Genomic DNA, 16,925 nt, shown 5'->3' on the forward strand with positions numbered 1-16,925 from the left:
CTGCTTGGTCAGAGTATCGACCTTGGCATGCAGCGCCTTCACCTCGTTACGGCTCGGTACGCCCAGACGCGAGATGGCACTGTTCAAGCGCTTGTCGAAAGCGCCTTCCAGTTCGTCCCACTTGCCCAGGGCGCGGTCCTTGACGTCGCTGATGCGCGACTTGGCCGAACTTGCGGAGTCTTTGGCGGCATCAACTTTCTTGCCTACCACGCTCTTGGTCAGTTTCTCGGCTTTCTCACCATCCTTGACCAGTGTCTCGAAAAGCTTGCTGCCGTCAGAGTCGATTTTCGAGTACACGCCTAAACCAGCAAGCCAAATTTTACGGGAGTACTCTTCGACTTTCCCGATCCACGAGCTGCCTTCTTTTTCAGTATTCTTTTTACCAGCCATCCCGTTCTCCTTAATGTTTACGCGCGACACGTTCGAGCAACGCCGTCAGCTCATCGAGCTTAGCAGAGAGTGTCTCAACGTCATGTTTAGACGGAATGCCGATACGATTCAAGGCACTGGCGACGCGCGTGTCAAAAGCCTTCTCGACTTTATCCAGTTGCACTTCGACTTTGCCTTTAAGAGTGCTGACATCCCCTTTAACGCTATCAATCTGACTGTTGGCAGCTTCAAGTTGTTCAGTGACAACTTTTTTGCCTTTCTTTTCAACGGATTGACCAGCCTTGATCAGTTCCTGGAAGTAGTCGCTGCCTTCCTGGCCGACTCTGGCGTAGGCACCCAGGCCTGCCAGCCAGATCTTGCGGGCATAGGATTTGACTTCGCTCAGAGCAGTCGATTGAACATCAACTTTTTTCTTCAGAATTACTTTGGCCATGGTGCACCTCACGCGCAGAAGGTTTGAGGAACTGCCCTCGGAACGAGGACCTGAGGCACAACCTAAAGAGAAAAATTAGAATCGGCACCCTAACGAATGTCATGAAATCATGTAGGAGCCGCCTTGCTGGCGAAGCGCTTTATCAGGGCCGCTTGCGGCGCCTGAGGTTCGCTGGCAAGCCAGCTCCTACGGAAGGACTCAGACCAGTGCTTTGTCCAGAGCCTTTTCGATTTCCGACTTGATGGTGCCGCTCATGGCCGACATCAACAGCCCCAGTTCCACATCGATACGGATCGACTCTTCGCCCACATGCACCGCGCCTTTGACCCCGGAGCGCTTGAGGTTCAGGGTATCCCCTGCCCATTGCGGCTCCAGGCCATACTGATCGGCGAGTTTCTGTGCCAGTTTGTCGGCCTTTTCACGGGCCACCTGCTTACCCAGGCCATGGGCACGTTCAACACTAATACGGGCCATTGAAGGACTCCTGCTGTTTCGGGACTTGCCTGAAGCATCTTGACCCTGAGTGCGTCAAAACGTCCCGGCGGATCGCTATCTTACATTCAGCCTTGCCAAGACAAAGACCGCCACCGGCATTAGAATGTCCCGCATTCTCTTTTGGTGACAGCGATATGACTGATCAGCGCAAAGGCAGCGATGCCGAACCCACCACGCACTTCGGCTTCAAGAACGTTCCTGAAAGCCAGAAAGCGGAAAAAGTCGCAGAGGTATTCCACTCGGTAGCGGCCAAGTACGACCTGATGAACGACGTACTGTCCGGCGGCATGCACCGTTTGTGGAAACGCTTCACCATCGAGCTGTCGGGTGTACGCGCCGGCAATCGCGTATTGGATATCGCCGGCGGCACTGGCGACCTGACCAAGCGCTTCTCCCACCTGGTAGGCCCTACTGGCCAAGTGGTACTGGCCGACATCAACGAGTCCATGCTCAAGGTTGGCCGCGACCGCCTGCTGGACCTGGGTGTGGCCGGCAACGTCGAATTCGTCCAGGCCGATGCGGAAAAGCTGCCTTTCCCGGACAACCATTTCGACTGCGTCACCATTGCCTTCGGCCTGCGCAATGTCACCCATAAAGAGGACGCCCTGCGCTCCATGCTGCGGGTGCTCAAGCCCGGCGGCCGGCTGCTGGTGCTGGAATTTTCCAAACCGACCAATGCCCTGATGTCCAAGGTCTACGACGCCTATTCGTTTGCCTTCATGCCCCTGGCCGGCAAGCTGATCACCAACGACTCGGAAAGCTACCGCTACCTGGCCGAATCGATTCGCATGCATCCCAACCAGGAAACCCTCAAGTCGATGATGGTCGAGGCCGGCTTCGACCGCGTGACCTATCACAACATGACCGCAGGCATCGTCGCCCTGCACCGCGGCATCAAGCCCTGATGCTGCTCAGCGGCCTGCTCGCCAGCGTCGAGACCGGCATCAATCGAGTGCTGCGTCTGGACAGTACGGCCCTGCCGCGCTTGCAGCACCTCAATGGCAAGGTGATCGCCGTCGATTGCCGCAGCCCGGCATTGCAGCTGTTCATCCTGCCCAGTGACGAAGGCCTGATGCTGGCCGCCCAGTGGGCCGCGGACCCTGACTGCACGCTGCGCGCACCGGCTTCAAGCCTGATGCGCCTGGCCCTGAGCAAGGACAAGACCGCCGTCCTGCACGGCCCCGAAGTTGAGCTGGAAGGTGACAGCGGCGTGCTCCTGGACCTGGCGGCCATCCTCCAGGACCTGGAGCTGGACTGGGAGTACGAACTGTCCCGTTGGCTGGGCCCGGTGGCCACCCAACTGTTCAGCGGCCATGTGCGCAGCCGCGCCCGCTGGTATCAGCAAGGATTTGCCAGCCTGAATCAGAACCTCGCCGAGTTCCTCGCCGAAGAATCGCGCACCCTGGTGGGCCAGCGCGAAGCCGAAGCGCGCTTTCGCGAGCTGGATAAGGCCAAACTCGACCTGGAACGTCTCGAGGCGCGCTTGGAGCGCCTTTCCCGATCCCTTGACCCAAGCGATAACGCATGAAGCTGCTTGCCGTCCGCCGTCTGTTGCGCATCCAGCGCGTCGTGATCCGCTACCGTCTCGATGACCTGCTATTCGACCTGCCATTACCCTGGTTTCTCCTGGCCCTGCGCTTCGCCTTGCCCTGGCGCTGGTTCCCGCGCAAGCCTCTGGAGCTGAGCCGCGGTGCCCGACTGCGCCTGGCGCTGCAGGACCTGGGGCCGATCTTCATCAAGTTCGGGCAGATCCTCTCCACCCGCCGCGACCTGTTGCCGGAAGACATCGCCGACGAACTGATGCTGCTGCAGGACCGGGTGCCACCGTTCGATTCGCAGAAGTCCGTGGCCCTGATCGAAGAACAGCTGGGCAAGAAGATCAGCGACGTGTTCAGCCGCTTCGACATTGAGCCGCTGGCCTCGGCGTCGGTGGCCCAGGTGCACGCCGCCAAGCTCAAGACCGGCGAAGAAGTGGTAGTCAAGGTGATCCGCCCCGGGCTCAAGCCGATCATCGCCCAGGACCTGGCATGGCTGTTCATCCTCGCCCGCGCCGCGGAAAAGCTTTCGGCCGACGCCCGCCTGCTGCACCCGGTGGACGTGGTCAGCGACTACGAGAAAACCATCTACGACGAACTCGACCTGCTGCGCGAGGCGGCCAACGCCAGCCAGCTCAAGCGCAACTTCGAAGGTTCGCCGCTGCTGTATGTCCCCCAGGTCTACTGGGATTGGTGCCGGCCGAAGGTACTGGTGATGGAGCGCATCTATGGCATCCAGGTCACTGACCTGGCGACCCTGGCCGACCAGCGCACCGACATGAAAATGCTCGCCGAGCGGGGCGTGGAGATCTTCTTCACCCAGGTGTTCCGCGACAGTTTCTTCCACGCCGACATGCACCCGGGCAACATCTTCGTCAGCACCGTGCAGCCCTGGAGCCCGCAGTACATCGCCATCGACTGCGGCATCGTCGGCAGCCTGACCCCGGAAGACCAGGACTACCTGGCACGCAACCTGTTTGCCTTCTTCAAGCGCGACTACCGCCGCGTGGCCCAGTTGCACATCGATTCCGGCTGGGTCCCCGCGGAAACCAAGCTCAATGAATTCGAAGCGGCAATCCGCACGGTCTGCGAACCGATCTTTGAAAAGCCGTTGAAGGATATTTCCTTCGGCCAGGTGCTGATGCGTCTGTTCCAGACCGCTCGGCGCTTCAATATGGAAGTCCAGCCGCAGCTGGTGCTGTTGCAGAAGACCCTGCTCAACATTGAAGGCCTGGGTCGCCAGCTGTACCCGGACCTGGACCTGTGGAACACCGCGCAACCCTTCCTCGAACGCTGGATGCGCGAACGGGTCAGCCCGAAAGCCGTGCTCGGCAATATCCACAGCCAGATCGAACAGTTGCCGCACCTGGCCAACATGACCCGCGACCTGCTGGAGCGCATGTCGCAACCCCATGCCGCCGATCCGCCGGCGCCCTGGCACAAGCGCAAGGACGACTGGTTCCTGCGTCTGCTGGGCACTGCCCACCTGGGCGGTGGCGCGGTCCTGGCCGCCGGCGGTCCGCTGCATGAGCTGGGCCACTGGCCTGCCGGCATCATGATTGCTGTGGGTTTGTATCTGATCGTTCGCCGATAGCCAGTGGCGCGACCTGCTGGCAAACTGTCGAAATCGCCGAGGCGTCACCAGCGGGTTGAGCCCGGTTGTCGGAGTCGAAAATGAAAGATTGGCTGGACCAGATCAAATGGGATGCGCACGGCCTGGTGCCGGCCATCGCCCAGGATCACAAGACCGGGCGCGTGCTGATGATGGCCTGGATGAACCGCGAGGCCCTGAGCCTGACCGCCGCCGAGAACCGCGCCATCTATTGGTCACGTTCCCGTGGCAAGCTATGGCGCAAGGGCGAAGAGTCCGGGCACGTACAGAAGCTGCATGAAATGCGCCTGGACTGCGACGCTGACGTGATCATCCTGATGGTCGAGCAGATCGGCGACATTGCCTGTCACACCGGCCGCCACAGCTGTTTCTACCGCGTCTACGAAGACGGCGAGTGGAAAACCGTCGAACCGGTCCTCAAGGACCCGCACGCGATTTATTCTGCAGGACACTGACATGAGCGATACCCTCACCCGTCTGGCCCAAGTGCTGGAAGAGCGTAAAGACGCCGCAGCCGACAGCTCCTATGTGGCCAGCCTGTATCACAAGGGGCTGAACAAGATTCTGGAAAAAGTCGGCGAAGAATCGGTGGAAACCATCATCGCCGCCAAGGACGCCGCCATCAGCGGTGACTGCAGCGATGTGATCTATGAAACCGCGGACCTGTGGTTCCATACCCTGGTCATGCTGGCGCAGTTGGGGCAGCACCCCCAGGCCGTGCTCGATGAACTGGATCGCCGCTTCGGTCTGTCCGGACACACCGAGAAAGCCTCGCGTCCGTCCGCCTGAACAACTTTCTAAGAGGAAACGCAGCATGGGCATTTTTGACTGGAAACACTGGATCGTCATCCTGGTGGTCGTGGTACTGGTATTCGGCACCAAGAAGCTCAAGAACCTGGGCACTGACGTCGGCGAATCGATCAAGGGCTTTCGCAAGGCCATGAACGACGACGAAAAGCCGGCCGAGCCCGTGGTCCCGCCAGCGGCACAGCCCGTGCCACCGGTTCAGCCACAGCAAAGCGCACCGCTGAACCAGCCGCACACCATCGACGTGCAGGCACAAAAAGTCGAAGAGCCGACCCGCAAAGACTCGTGAGCACTGACTAATGTTTGGTATCAGCTTCTCTGAACTGCTGCTGGTGGGCCTGGTGGCCCTGCTGGTGCTCGGCCCCGAGCGCCTGCCTGGCGCGGCGCGCACCGCCGGCCTGTGGGTCGGGCGCCTGAAGCGCAGCTTCAACGCGATAAAACAGGAAGTTGAACGTGAAATCGGGGCCGACGAGATCCGCCGGCAACTGCACAACGAGCACATTCTGTCCCTGGAGCAGGAAGCGCGGAAGATCCTCGCCCCGACTCAGCAGCAACCGACTCCGGTCGAACCGATAGCCGAGCAGACGATTCACTCGCCAAGCTCAGCGCCGGTAGCTGAAACGGCCCCTGTGACCGAAGCACCGCTGCCAACGACTCCAGTTGCCGAGCCTGCGGCCCCGGTGGCGACACCCGCCACCACGGCCCCCCACGACCCCACTTTGCCGCCGCGAGCCCCATGAGCGATATCCCAGAGAACGACCAACACATGCCGCTGGTGTCGCACCTCACCGAGCTGCGTACCCGCCTGCTGCGCTGCGTAGCGGCGATCTTCATCATCTTCGCCGGGTTGTTCGCCTTCACCCAGCAGATCTACACCATTGTCTCCACCCCCCTGCGCGAGTACCTGCCGGTGGGTGCGACAATGATCGCCACCGACGTCGCCTCGCCGTTTCTCACCCCGCTGAAACTGACCATGATGGTTTCGCTGTTCCTGGCGATCCCGGTGATCCTGCATCAGATCTGGGGCTTTATCGCACCCGGGCTGTACAAGCACGAGAAGCGCATCGCCGTGCCGCTGTTGGTGTCGAGCATCCTACTGTTCTACATCGGCATGGCCTTCGCCTACTTCCTGGTGTTTCCGCTGATCTTCAAGTTCTTCGCTGCCGCCACTCCGGCCGGCGTGGAGATGATGACCGACATCACCAGCTACCTCGATTTCGTCATGACCCTGTTCTTCGCGTTCGGCGTGGCGTTCGAGATCCCGGTGGCTGTGGTGCTGCTGGTATGGATCGGTGTGGTCAACGTGGCCTACCTGAGGAAGATCCGCCCTTACGTGATCATCGGCTGCTTTGTGGTGGGCATGATTCTCACCCCGCCGGATATCTTCTCCCAGACCCTGCTGGCCGTGCCCATGTGGCTGCTGTTTGAAATCGGCGTGCTGTTTGGCGGGCTGATCAGCAAGCGCGGCGACCACCCGGACGATGCGCCGGCTGACGATCACAACGACCAGCCGCCAGCGACCCAAGCGTGAACCTGCTGCTTCTGGAAGAGGCCGACTTCATCGCGGCCGACCTGGTGGTGCTGCGCGACCGGCGCCTGACTCATATGCAGGAAGTGCATCGGGTAGCGGTGGGCGACAGCCTGCGGGTCGGGCGTATCGGCGGACTGATGGGTTCAGCCCGGGTGCTGCGCCTAGAACCCACCGAAGCCGAACTGCAAATCACCCTGGACCAGCCACCCCCGGCCAAGCTACCGCTGACCATGGTACTGGCCCTGCCACGCCCGAAGATGCTTCGTCGCGTGCTGCAGACCGTCGCCGCCATGGGCGTGCCACGGCTGGTGCTGGTCAACAGCTACCGGGTGGAAAAGAGCTTCTGGCAAACCCCGTTCCTGGAACCCGAGGCCATTCGTGAACAGCTGATTCTCGGCCTGGAACAGGCTCGCGACAGCGTGCTGCCCGAAGTGGTCATCGAAAAACGCTTCAAGCCCTTCGTCGAGGATCGTCTGCCGGCTCTCAGCGCAGGCACCCTGGGACTGGTGGGTCACCCTGGCCAGTACCCGCCCTGCCCTCGCGGCCTGGATGAACCGGTCACCCTGGCCATCGGGCCCGAAGGTGGCTGGATCCCCTACGAGATCGATCTGCTGGCCAAGGCCGGCCTGCAACCGGTGCAACTGGGCGAACGCATCCTGCGGGTCGAAACCGCCGTTACAGCCCTCCTCTCACGCCTGTTTTGAGCAAAGGCTCCGTGCCAGCCGGAGCTTTAGCCTGCAATATCAAATCGCCATCTACCTACAGAATCCACCGCTCCCGCCGATAGCCTATGGTTAAGCCCATCTTGCTAAAAGGGAGTTCGCAGCATGTACCGTTGGCTAGCCAGGAACCTGGGAAATGTAAGCGTCAGCCGCAAACTCGGTATCGGCTTCGGCCTGGTACTGCTTCTGACCCTATTGATCACTGCCACAGGCTGGACCGGCCTGGGCCGAGTGATCGACCGTGGCGACAAACTGGGCAACATCTCCACGCTCTATGGCATGACCAAGGACCTGCGCATCGCCCGTCTCAACTACGAGATGCACCGTGGCGACCAGGGCCCGAGCGCCGTCAACGACATACTCAAACAGCTCGACGAAGGCCTGCAGGCCGCCCGTGAGCAACTGCAGCAACCCGAAAGCATCGCCATGCTGGATCAGCAACTGAGCGCCGTGGCCGAGTACCAGAAAGCCTTTGCCGACATGACCCGCGCCACCGCCAGCCGCGAGGCGGCCCGGACCCAGCTCGGCGCCAGTGCCGACAATGCCGTGGCCCGTGTGGCCGAGGTCGAGAAGTCGCTGCTGCAAGGCGACAGCGTGGCTCAGTTCAATAGCGTCATCGACCTCTCCAAGCTGATCCAGCAGGCACGCTTCCAGGTCCGCGGCTACACCTACAGCGCCAAACCGGAAGCCAAGCAACCGGCCCTGGATGCCATCGACAACGCGCTGAACAACCTCACCAGCCTGCCGACCCGCCTGCCGGAGCAGCACATTGCCAACCTGCAACAGGCCAGCGATTCGCTTAAAGCCTACCGAGCGGCCGTCAGCGGCTTCAGCGACGCCGAAGAGGCCAGCGCCGCTGCCCTCAAGCGTATGGCCGCCCAAGGCGACCGACTGATGGACCTGAGCAACCAGTTGACCGGTGCACAGACCGCCAAGCGTGACAGCGATGCCAGCCAGGCCAAAAGCACCCTGCTGATCGCCACGGTACTGGCTTTGGTGTTTGGTCTGATTGCCGCCTGGGCCATCACCCGACAGATCATCCAGCCGCTGCAGCAGACCCTCAAGGCCGCCGAACGTGTGGCAGCCGGTGATCTCAGCCAGAACCTGGCAGTGGATCGCCGCGACGAGCTTGGCCAACTGCAGAAAGCCATGCAGCGCATGACCCTCGGCTTGCGGGAACTGATCGGCGGCATCAGCGACGGCGTGACCCAGATCGCCAGCGCCGCCGAACAATTGTCGGCCGTCACCGAGCAGACCAGCGCCGGGGTCAACAGCCAGAAGGTGGAAACCGATCAGGTAGCCACGGCAATGAACGAAATGGCCGCCACGGTGCAGGAAGTCGCACGCAATGCCGAAGAAGCCTCAGAGGCCGCAGTAGCCGCCGATCAGCAGGCCCGCGAGGGTGATCGCGTGGTGAACGAAGCCATTGCCCAGATCGAGCGCCTGGCCAGCGAGGTGGGCCACTCCACCGAAGCCATGGGCCACCTCAAACAGGAAAGCGACAAGATCGGCAGCGTGCTGGATGTGATCAAGTCGGTGGCCCAGCAGACCAACCTGCTGGCCCTCAACGCCGCCATCGAAGCGGCCCGTGCCGGTGAAGCCGGGCGTGGTTTCGCCGTGGTTGCGGACGAAGTGCGCAGTCTGGCCCAGCGCACCCAGCAATCCACCGAAGAGATCGCCGAGCTGATCGTCGGCCTGCAAAGCGGCACTCAGCAAGTGGCCAGCACCCTGGACACCAGCCGCAGTCTCACCGACAGCAGCGTCGAACTGACCCGTCGGGCCGGGGGTTCGCTGGAGAACATCACCCGCACCGTGTCGGCCATCCAGGCGATGAACCAGCAGATCGCCGCGGCAGCCGAGCAGCAGAGCGCCGTAGCGGAAGAGATCAACCGCAGCGTGTTGAATGTGCGTGATGTGTCTGAACAGACGTCATCGGCCAGCGAAGAAACCGCGGCCTCCAGCGCCGAACTGGCGCGGTTGGGGATTCACCTGCAAAGCCTGGTGGGGCGTTTCCGGGTCTGAATCGCTTCGCCGGCAAGCCGGCTCCTACAAGGAAATGCAGGAGCCGGCGAAGGCCTCACAGCACCTGACGCAGGAAAGCCTGGGCCCGAGGATCTTTCGGCGTCGCGAAGAACACATCCGGCGCCGCATCCTCCAGCAACTTGCCGTGATCGAAAAACAGCACCCGATCCGCCACTTCCCGGGCAAAGCCCATCTCGTGAGTCACACAGACCATGGTCATGCCTTCCAGGGCCAGGGTCTTCATCACGTCCAGCACTTCGCCGACCATTTCCGGGTCCAGAGCCGAAGTCGGCTCATCGAACAGCATGACCTTGGGCTCCATGGCCAGGGCCCGGGCAATGGCTACCCGCTGCTGTTGGCCGCCGGAAAGCCGCGAAGGAAACTCGTGGGCCTTCTGCGCAATGCCGACTTTCTCCAGCAACGCCAGGGCCTTGGCCTCGCGTTCCTGCTTGCCACGCTTGCGCACCACCTTCTGCGCCAGGCAGAGGTTTTCCAGCACGGTCATGTGGGGGAACAGGTTGAAATGCTGGAACACCATGCCCACTTCCCGGCGATAGGCGTTCACATCGGTCTTGGGGTCGGCCAGTTGCAGACCGTCGATGCTCACCGAGCCGGAATCGAACTCTTCCAGGCCATTGAGGCAACGCAGGAAGGTCGACTTGCCGGAACCGGACGGACCGATCACCACCAGCACTTCGCCCTTGGCCACCTGGGTGGTGACGTTATCCACCGCACGCACCACCTGGCCGCGGGTGTCGAAGACTTTTACCAGATCGCGGACTTCAATCACTTTGCGCGAGCCTCCGCTCAAGCCGACTGGCCATCTTCGACAGCGGCAGGTTGATCAACAGATACAGGCCCGCCACACAGAACAGGATCTCGAACGGCGAGAACGAGGTGGTGATGACTTCCCGGCCGCTCTTGAGCAGCTCGGTGATGGCGATCACCGACACCAGCGAAGTGTCCTTGACCAGGCTGATGAACTGCCCGGCCAGGGGCGGCAACACCCGCTTGAACGCCTGAGGCAGCACCACGTGACGCATCGACTGGCCGGCGCTGAGCCCCAGGGAGCGGGCGGCTTCGTTCTGCCCGCGGGTAATGGACTGCACCCCGGCACGGACGATTTCCGCCACATAGGCCCCGGTGAACAGCGACAGCGCGGCGATCCCGGCGAACTCCCGGGACAGGTTGAGCACCGTGCCGATGAAGAAGTAGAAAATGAAGATCTGCACCAGCAGCGGCGTGCCCCGCACCAGCTCGACATAAATCGTCGACAGGTCACGCAGGGTCGGGTTGCTGGACAGCCGGCACAGGCCGGTGCCGAGCCCGATGAGCAGGCCCAACACGCCAGACACCACCGACAGCCACAAGGTGGTCCACAAGCCCCACAACAGGGGGCCCGCCGCCCAGTGCCGGGTCACGCCAATCACATCGCCTTCGGCCACGTCATCGCCGCTGGCCACCTGCAGGCTGCCTTCATCGACACTCAGATGCTGCTCGACACCCGAGTCACCGCGCAGCGTGACTTGAGCCTTGCCGCCCTGGCGCACAACCTCGGCGACGGTGGATATCTCCGCCGCCCGCTGGGACTCTTCGGCCTGGTAGGCGAAGTACTGGGGGACACGGTTCCAGCGCCATTCGTAGGACATCAGCGAGGTGGCGTAGTACAGGGCGCCGGCCAGGCCGATCAGCACCAGCACGGTCAATACGTGCCAGGGCCATTGGGCTTTTTTCTGTTTGTTCACTTTGCAGGTTCCAGCGGTTTGCAGCGGGAAGGTTTGGCAGAGCCCGGCGGGCATCATCGCGAGCAAGCTCGCTCCTACAAAAACGCGGTACGCCCTGTAGGAGCGAGCTTGCTCGCGATCAACCGCAAATCAGTTGCCTGACGCCTATTCCATGTCCTTGAGCCACTCGGTGCTCTTGAACCACTTGTCATGGATGCGATCGTAGGTGCCGTCTTCGTGGATCTGGTGCAGGAAGTTGTTGATGAAGTTGATGCTGTCGTAATCGCCCTTCTTCAAACCGAAGGCCAAGGGCTCGTAGGTGAACGGCTTGTCGAGGAATACCAGCTTGCCATTGCCCACTTTGTTGACGGCCACCACGTTGTACGGGGCGTCATAGATGAAGGCGTCGGCCTTGCCGTTGACCACGTCCAGCACCGCTTCCTGCTCATTGTCGTAGCCGTGGTACTTGGCCTTGGCGATCAGCTTCTTGGCGACCATCTCACCGGTGGTGCCCAGCTTGGAGGTGATGCGGTAGTCGGCGCTGTTCAGGTCCTTGTAGGACTTGATGGTGCCTTCCAGGTCCTTGCGGATCAGCAGGGTCTGGCCGACCACGATGAAGGGTTCGCTGAAGTTCAGGCGCAGGTTGCGTTCCTGGGTCAGGGTCATGCCGCTGCCGATCATGTCGAACTTGTCGGTGAGCAGGGCCGGAATGATGCCGTCGTAGCCGGTGGAAACCATCTCCAGCTTGACCCCCATGGACTTGGCCATGGCCTTGAGCAGATCAACTTCGAAACCGATGATTTCGCCACGCTTGTTGGTCATCTCGAACGGCATGTAGGTCGGGTCCATGCCGACTTTCAGCGTGCCGCGCTTGACCGCGTCGTCGATGGCGCCGGCCTGGGCCGTGTTGACCGCCAGCAGGGCTGCGGCACCCGCCAGCAGCAGCGAAAGATACTTCTTCATCTCAAGTCCCCTGAAGCCATTTTATTGTGGTGTCTGCGCGCCGCGGGCCTGGAATGAAAATCTTCGGATATCAAGCCGTTGTCGATCACGCACAGAAATTTGCGGGAGCGATGCTAACGCACTCGGCCGTTTGCACAAGGATTTTTGTTGTTACAAAGGGGGGATACGGGGCTATTGGTCGCAGAAAGCAAAACGCCCTTGAGTGGAGGCTCAAGGGCGTTGGCTTCAGGCCGGTTGCGGCGCCGCCATCAGCGGCTGCAAGGGCAGCAGCGGCGCATGGGGATCAGCATCCACCGACTGGCGCCAGGCGTCCAGCCAATCGCTGTGGCCCTCGCTCCAGACTTGCTGGTGCAGGCGCCCCAGGGCCACCGGATCGCTCAACAGCGCCAGGCGCTCGCTGTTGTTCAGGGCTGCCGGGCCGACTTTCAGTGCATGGCGCACCCGCTCCTGGCGCAGCCATTCGATCGGCTCGGCCTGGGTGTGGCGGGATGTGGCCAGGGCACAGGCCAGAGCGTTCTGCTGCGGGTCCACCACGGCTCGGACAAAACCGTCGTTGAGCGCATGCCAGCGGTTCTCGTGGGTGTACTGGTCGGTAGCCAGCAGCGCCTGGGGCGGAGCGTATTCCTCGGGAATCAGGAACAGGCTCTCGTCACGGGACTTCAGGCCCAGGCCGACACGACTGGAGATCACCGACACCGGGATCGACAGCATCAACGAACCGACAATCGGCACCAGCCACCAGAGGAAGCTGGGGTTCAGCCAGATCACCAGCAGGGCCCAGCAGAAGCCCAGCAGGGTCTGCGGACCGTGGCGGCGCACGGCTTCGCTCCACGGCGTGGAGTCGTCGTCACGTTGTGGCGAGTTCCAGGTCGCGGCCCAGCCGAGGAATGCAGCCAGCACGAAACGGGTGTGGAAGATCATCCGCACCGGCGCCAGCAGCATGGAGAACAGCATCTCCAGGAGCATCGACAGGGTCACCTTGAACTTGCCGCCGAACTCTTTCGCGCCCTTGGCCCAGATCAGGATGATGCTCAGCAACTTCGGCAGGAACAGCAGCACGATAGTCGTGGAGAACAGCGCAATGGCCTTGTCCGGGTGCCACTGCGGCCACAGCGGATACAACTGCCGTGGTTCGAGGAAGTACTGCGGTTCCATCAGGGTATTGACCGCCAGCAGAGCGGTGGACAGCACCAGGAAGAAGAACCACAGCGGCGCCGACAGGTAGGACATCACCCCGGTGAGAAACACCGCGCGGTGCACCGGGTGCATGCCCTTGACCAGGAACAGGCGGAAGTTCATCAGGTTGCCGTGGCACCAGCGACGGTCACGCTTGAGTTCGTCCAGCAGGTTCGGCGGCAACTCTTCGTAACTGCCCGGCAGGTCGTAGGCAATCCACACGCCCCAGCCGGCACGGCGCATCAGCGCGGCTTCGACGAAGTCGTGGGACAGGATCGCACCGGCAAAGGCGCCTTTACCGGGCAATGGCGCCAGGGCGCAGTGCTCGATGAACGGCTTCATGCGGATGATCGCGTTGTGGCCCCAGTAGTGGGACTCACCCAACTGCCAGAAGTGCAGGCCGGCGGTAAACAGCGGGCCGTAGACCCGGGTGGCGAACTGCTGCATGCGCGCATACAGGGTGTCCATGCCCGAGGCCCGTGGCGCAGTCTGGATGATCCCCGCGTCCGGCGTGGCTTCCATCAGGCGTACCAGGCTGGTCAGGCATTCGCCGCTCATCACGCTGTCGGCGTCCAGTACCACCATGTACTTGTAGTCACCGCCCCAGCGACGGCAGAAGTCGTCGAGGTTGCCGCTCTTGCGTTTCACTCGGCGGCGACGGCGGCGATAGAAGATCTTGCCGAAGCCCTTGGCTTCGCGGCAGACATCCAGCCAGGCCTGCTGCTCGGCCACACAGATATCACTGTCGTTGCTGTCGCTGAGGACGAAGAAGTCGAAGCGGTCCAGGTCACCGGTGGCCGCTACCGACTCGAAGGTCGCCCGCAGGCCGGCAAACACTCGAGGCACGTCTTCGTTGCAGATCGGCATCACCAGTGCGGTACGCGCGTCCTTGGGAATCGGCTCGTTACCGGCACTGGCCCCGGAGATGCGGTACTTGTCGTGACCGGTCAACAGCTCCAGGAAGCCCATCAGCGCGGTCCAGAAACCCGCCGACACCCAGCAGAAGAGGATGCCGAAAAGGATCAGGATGCTGGTTTGCAGGGCATAGGGCAGCACTTGGGTCGCGGTCTGCATCAGCGGCTGGTGCAGGACCTCTTCCAGGTCGACGAAGGACCAGCCCTGGTACGGCATGATGCCTTTCATGTACCAGCCGGCGACGATGGTCTGACCGAGCATCAGCACCAGCAGGATATAGCGACGGATCGAACCCACGGTGCGCCAGCGCGCAGCCGGCAGCACACGTTCGTCCTTCGGCGGCGCGGGCGGGTTGGTGCGCCCGGTCAGGCGCCGCCAGCCGCGCACCAGGATATTGGTGCGCCACGGCTCCGGGACCACCTTGGTGCGGCGGATCGGCGGCGTGGCCTTGAGGCAGACCCGGCCTTCGGCATCGACCGCAAGCATTTCCGCTTCTTCAAGTTCGGCGGCGGTGCTCAGGGACAGACGCTGGCCCACCGATACCTGGGCGGCATCGCTGGGAGCGTCGAAGGTCGTTGACGATAGACGTTGGTGCAGTTCGCTGAAGGACTGGCAGCCCGCGAGTTCCGCGCGCTGCTGGTCCGACATCGGCAGGTGCGCCAGGTACTCGGCAAGAGACTCTGGCTGTAGTTGAGAGTTACTCATCGGCAGGCAACTGGTAGCTCCAGGTCTCGGTCAGGACTTGTTCAGTTTTAACCGGTTCCGGTGTGGCTGGGGCCGCCTCGACAGCAGGCTGCTTGGCGTCTTTGTGGTCCTTGTCCTTGGCGTTCTTGGCGTCTTTGGCCGGCTTGGCTTCAGGCTGCTTGGCCGCTGTCGCCGCTGCTTCCTTCTCCTTTTTCTCCTGTTGCTTGGCGGCGATCTTGTCGGCCTTGGCAACGGAGGAGTTGGAGTTTGGCGTCGAGGCCTTGACCGGCTCGGCTACCGGGATGTTGCGCACCAGCGCGGCACGCATCTCGGTGGCCTTGCTCGCATCCTTGATCTTCATCCGCAGGGTCAGGCGCCAGCCTTTGGTTTCCGGGTTGTAGCGAACGCTGTTTTCCACCAGCTCGGCGTTGTCGCCAACACTCACCTGGCTGCGAACTTCGGCGCTTTCCGGCAATGCCGCCAGGGATGGGCCTTCGAAGTCCACCAGATAGGCAACGCTGCCATCGGGCTGACGGATCAGGTTGGACTGCTTGACGTCACCGGTGGAACGCAGGGTCTGTTGCACCCAGGCGCTGTCGGGGGAATGCAGGGCGGCTTCGTCGATGGTCCAGTGCAGGCGGTAGGCGTAGTCCAGCGGCTGGCCTGGCTCAGGCTGCTTTTCCGGGTTCCAGAACGCCACGATGTTGTCGTTGGTTTCGTCCGCAGTCGGGATTTCCACCAGGTCGACGGTGCCCTTGCCCCAGTCGCCCTTGGGTTCGATCCAGGCGCTTGGGCGCTTGTCGTAGCGGTCGTCGAGGTCTTCATAGTGGCTGAAGTCGCGGCCTCGCTGGAGCAGGCCGAAACCACGCGGGTTTTCCACCGAGAAGTTGCTCACGGCCAGGTGTTTCGGGTTGTTCAGCGGGCGCCAGATCCACTCGCCATTACCGGCATGGATCGACAGGCCGCTGGAGTCGTGCAGTTCGCGACGGTAGTTGAGGACCTTCGACGGCTGGTTGGCGCCGAACAGGTACATGCTGGTCAGCGGGGCCAGGCCCAGCTTGCCCACCTTGTCACGCAGGAACACCCGGGCCTTGACGTCGACAATGGTGTCGGCGCCCGGACGCAGGGTCAGGCGGTAGGCGCCGGTGGCCCGTGGCGAGTCCAGCAGGGCATAGATCACCAGGTGCTTGTCGGTTGGCTTGGGCTGTTGGATCCAGAACTCGCTGAAGCGCGGGAACTCTTCGCCGGACGGCAGGGCGGTGTCGATCGCCAGACCACGAGCGGACAGGCCATAAGTGTGACCTTTGCCGACGACGCGGAAATAGCTCGCGCCGAGCATGGTCATGATCTCGTCTTGCTTGTCAGCCTTGTTGATCGGGTACAGCACACGGAAACCGGCATAGCCGAGTTTTTCAGTGGCCTTGGGATCGAACTTGACGTCGCCGAAATCGAAGCGATTCGGGTCGTACTTGATCTCGGATACGGTGTTGGCGCTGATCTCGTTGATCTTCACCGGCGTGTCGAAGTGCATGCCCTGGTGGTAGAACGACAGCTTGAACGGGGTCTTCTGATCGGCCCATTCGGCTTTTTCGCTGAGGAAGCGGATTTTCTGGTAATCCGCGAACTTCATCTCACGGAACTCGTTCGGCAGGTTACTGCGCGGGGCCTCGTACTTCTGCCCGGCCAGGTCCTTGGCCTTGACCGATACATCATCCAGATTGAATGCCATGAGTTGACCGGCGCCGAGCAGGCAGACCAGCGCAGAGCCCGTCACCAGTGCGTTTCGTAACCGTTTGGCAAACAAGTTTGGTGCATTACAGGGACTAACAATCACGAGCAACCCTCGCCGAAAACAGATCAAAAAACCAACGGCCAGCTATCTATATGCCAGGTTGGCGAGCATTGTTCCGACTCCG

The 16,925-nt window shown here is 61.9% G+C and carries 18 protein-coding genes and 1 pseudogene; 11 read left to right on the forward strand and 8 right to left on the reverse strand.

The features are described 5' to 3' along the window. The 3 genes from BLX41_RS05575 to BLX41_RS05585 all read right to left on the reverse strand — a co-directional run. Positions 1-390, reverse strand: a 390-nt coding sequence (locus tag BLX41_RS05575; protein ID WP_148059689.1) for a phasin family protein, incomplete at its 3' end; no start/stop codon positions are given. 10 nt (positions 391-400) lie between these two features. After that, complete coding sequence (locus BLX41_RS05580) at positions 401-823, reverse strand: phasin family protein (protein ID WP_123724098.1); 423 nt, start codon at positions 821-823, stop codon at positions 401-403. Positions 824-1,021: 198 nt separating this feature from the next. Beyond that, entirely contained in the window at positions 1,022-1,297 is a 276-nt protein-coding gene (locus tag BLX41_RS05585; RefSeq protein WP_123724099.1) for a polyhydroxyalkanoic acid system family protein, read from the reverse strand. 155 nt (positions 1,298-1,452) lie between these two features. Between BLX41_RS05585 and ubiE the strand changes: the two genes are divergently transcribed. The 11 genes and pseudogenes from ubiE (at position 1,453) to BLX41_RS37195 (ending at position 9,547) form a co-directional block, all read left to right on the forward strand. Continuing rightward, the gene (ubiE, locus tag BLX41_RS05590) at positions 1,453-2,223 is read left to right on the forward strand and encodes a bifunctional demethylmenaquinone methyltransferase/2-methoxy-6-polyprenyl-1,4-benzoquinol methylase UbiE (protein WP_011058802.1); all 771 of its coding nucleotides are present in this window, start codon (positions 1,453-1,455) and stop codon (positions 2,221-2,223) included. Beyond that, positions 2,223-2,846, forward strand: coding sequence for a ubiquinone biosynthesis accessory factor UbiJ (locus tag BLX41_RS05595; RefSeq protein WP_123724100.1), 624 nt, complete (start codon positions 2,223-2,225; stop codon positions 2,844-2,846). Before ubiE ends, BLX41_RS05595 begins: the two co-directional genes overlap by 1 nt. After that, entirely contained in the window at positions 2,843-4,447 is a 1,605-nt protein-coding gene (gene ubiB, locus BLX41_RS05600) for a ubiquinone biosynthesis regulatory protein kinase UbiB (RefSeq protein WP_123724101.1), read from the forward strand. The genes BLX41_RS05595 and ubiB overlap by 4 nt, the downstream gene beginning before the upstream one ends. Before the next feature lie 80 nt (positions 4,448-4,527). Then, positions 4,528-4,920 (forward strand): phosphoribosyl-AMP cyclohydrolase, encoded by a 393-nt coding sequence (gene hisI, locus BLX41_RS05605; RefSeq protein WP_102862783.1) that lies wholly within the window; start codon positions 4,528-4,530, stop codon positions 4,918-4,920. A 1-nt stretch (position 4,921) separates the two neighbouring features. After that, positions 4,922-5,254: a phosphoribosyl-ATP diphosphatase gene (locus BLX41_RS05610; protein ID WP_015633856.1), complete on the forward strand. Its 333-nt coding sequence runs from the start codon at positions 4,922-4,924 to the stop codon at positions 5,252-5,254. A 25-nt stretch (positions 5,255-5,279) separates the two neighbouring features. Then, the gene (locus tag BLX41_RS05615; RefSeq protein ID WP_011058797.1) at positions 5,280-5,561 is read left to right on the forward strand and encodes a twin-arginine translocase TatA/TatE family subunit; all 282 of its coding nucleotides are present in this window, start codon (positions 5,280-5,282) and stop codon (positions 5,559-5,561) included. A gap of 10 nt (positions 5,562-5,571) precedes the next feature. Beyond that, entirely contained in the window at positions 5,572-6,012 is a 441-nt protein-coding gene (tatB, locus tag BLX41_RS05620) for a Sec-independent protein translocase protein TatB (protein WP_123724102.1), read from the forward strand. Further along, positions 6,009-6,803, forward strand: a complete 795-nt coding sequence (gene tatC / locus BLX41_RS05625; protein ID WP_123724103.1) for a twin-arginine translocase subunit TatC — start codon at positions 6,009-6,011, stop codon at positions 6,801-6,803. Before tatB ends, tatC begins: the two co-directional genes overlap by 4 nt. Continuing rightward, complete coding sequence (locus BLX41_RS05630; protein WP_123724104.1) at positions 6,800-7,507, forward strand: 16S rRNA (uracil(1498)-N(3))-methyltransferase; 708 nt, start codon at positions 6,800-6,802, stop codon at positions 7,505-7,507. Before tatC ends, BLX41_RS05630 begins: the two co-directional genes overlap by 4 nt. Positions 7,508-7,630: 123 nt before the next feature. Beyond that, a pseudogene (locus BLX41_RS37190) lies at positions 7,631-8,689 on the forward strand (methyl-accepting chemotaxis protein); the annotation flags it as partial. 144 nt (positions 8,690-8,833) lie between these two features. Beyond that, positions 8,834-9,547: a methyl-accepting chemotaxis protein gene (locus tag BLX41_RS37195; RefSeq protein WP_370511284.1), complete on the forward strand. Its 714-nt coding sequence runs from the start codon at positions 8,834-8,836 to the stop codon at positions 9,545-9,547. 55 nt (positions 9,548-9,602) lie between these two features. Here the strand turns inward: BLX41_RS37195 and BLX41_RS05640 are convergent, their stop codons facing one another. The 5 genes from BLX41_RS05640 to BLX41_RS05660 form a co-directional block, all read right to left on the reverse strand. After that, the gene (locus BLX41_RS05640; protein ID WP_123724106.1) at positions 9,603-10,337 is read right to left on the reverse strand and encodes an amino acid ABC transporter ATP-binding protein; all 735 of its coding nucleotides are present in this window, start codon (positions 10,335-10,337) and stop codon (positions 9,603-9,605) included. Then, positions 10,330-11,292, reverse strand: a complete 963-nt coding sequence (locus BLX41_RS05645; protein ID WP_123724254.1) for an amino acid ABC transporter permease — start codon at positions 11,290-11,292, stop codon at positions 10,330-10,332. The genes BLX41_RS05640 and BLX41_RS05645 overlap by 8 nt, the downstream gene beginning before the upstream one ends. A gap of 144 nt (positions 11,293-11,436) precedes the next feature. Then, a complete protein-coding gene (locus tag BLX41_RS05650; protein ID WP_019095754.1) occupies positions 11,437-12,234 on the reverse strand; it encodes a transporter substrate-binding domain-containing protein in 798 nt (265 codons plus the stop codon). A 225-nt stretch (positions 12,235-12,459) separates the two neighbouring features. Beyond that, positions 12,460-15,030 carry a glucans biosynthesis glucosyltransferase MdoH gene (mdoH, locus tag BLX41_RS05655; protein ID WP_123724107.1) on the reverse strand — a complete coding sequence of 857 codons (2,571 nt, stop codon included), beginning with the start codon at positions 15,028-15,030 and terminating at the stop codon, positions 12,460-12,462. Then, positions 15,023-16,843 (reverse strand): glucan biosynthesis protein G, encoded by a 1,821-nt coding sequence (locus BLX41_RS05660; protein ID WP_123724255.1) that lies wholly within the window; start codon positions 16,841-16,843, stop codon positions 15,023-15,025. Before BLX41_RS05660 ends, mdoH begins: the two co-directional genes overlap by 8 nt. Positions 16,844-16,925 lie beyond the last annotated feature (82 nt).

This window comes from Pseudomonas protegens, from assembly GCF_003732485.1.
GTDB lineage: Bacteria > Pseudomonadota > Gammaproteobacteria > Pseudomonadales > Pseudomonadaceae > Aquipseudomonas > Aquipseudomonas protegens_B.

Bases quoted from the DNA above. Each gene is read 5' to 3' on its own strand.
- BLX41_RS05580 (WP_123724098.1), bottom strand. From the start codon at position 823: ATGGCCAAAGTAATTCTGAAGAAAAAAGTTGATGTTCAATCGACTGCT.
- BLX41_RS05585 (WP_123724099.1), bottom strand. From the start codon at position 1,297: ATGGCCCGTATTAGTGTTGAACGTGCCCATGGCCTGGGTAAGCAGGTG.
- ubiE (WP_011058802.1), top strand. From the start codon at position 1,453: ATGACTGATCAGCGCAAAGGCAGCGATGCCGAACCCACCACGCACTTC.
- BLX41_RS05595 (WP_123724100.1), top strand. From the start codon at position 2,223: ATGCTGCTCAGCGGCCTGCTCGCCAGCGTCGAGACCGGCATCAATCGA.
- ubiB (WP_123724101.1), top strand. From the start codon at position 2,843: ATGAAGCTGCTTGCCGTCCGCCGTCTGTTGCGCATCCAGCGCGTCGTG.
- hisI (WP_102862783.1), top strand. From the start codon at position 4,528: ATGAAAGATTGGCTGGACCAGATCAAATGGGATGCGCACGGCCTGGTG.
- BLX41_RS05610 (WP_015633856.1), top strand. From the start codon at position 4,922: ATGAGCGATACCCTCACCCGTCTGGCCCAAGTGCTGGAAGAGCGTAAA.
- BLX41_RS05615 (WP_011058797.1), top strand. From the start codon at position 5,280: ATGGGCATTTTTGACTGGAAACACTGGATCGTCATCCTGGTGGTCGTG.
- tatB (WP_123724102.1), top strand. From the start codon at position 5,572: ATGTTTGGTATCAGCTTCTCTGAACTGCTGCTGGTGGGCCTGGTGGCC.
- tatC (WP_123724103.1), top strand. From the start codon at position 6,009: ATGAGCGATATCCCAGAGAACGACCAACACATGCCGCTGGTGTCGCAC.
- BLX41_RS37195 (WP_370511284.1), top strand. From the start codon at position 8,834: ATGAACGAAATGGCCGCCACGGTGCAGGAAGTCGCACGCAATGCCGAA.
- BLX41_RS05650 (WP_019095754.1), bottom strand. From the start codon at position 12,234: ATGAAGAAGTATCTTTCGCTGCTGCTGGCGGGTGCCGCAGCCCTGCTG.
- mdoH (WP_123724107.1), bottom strand. From the start codon at position 15,030: ATGAGTAACTCTCAACTACAGCCAGAGTCTCTTGCCGAGTACCTGGCG.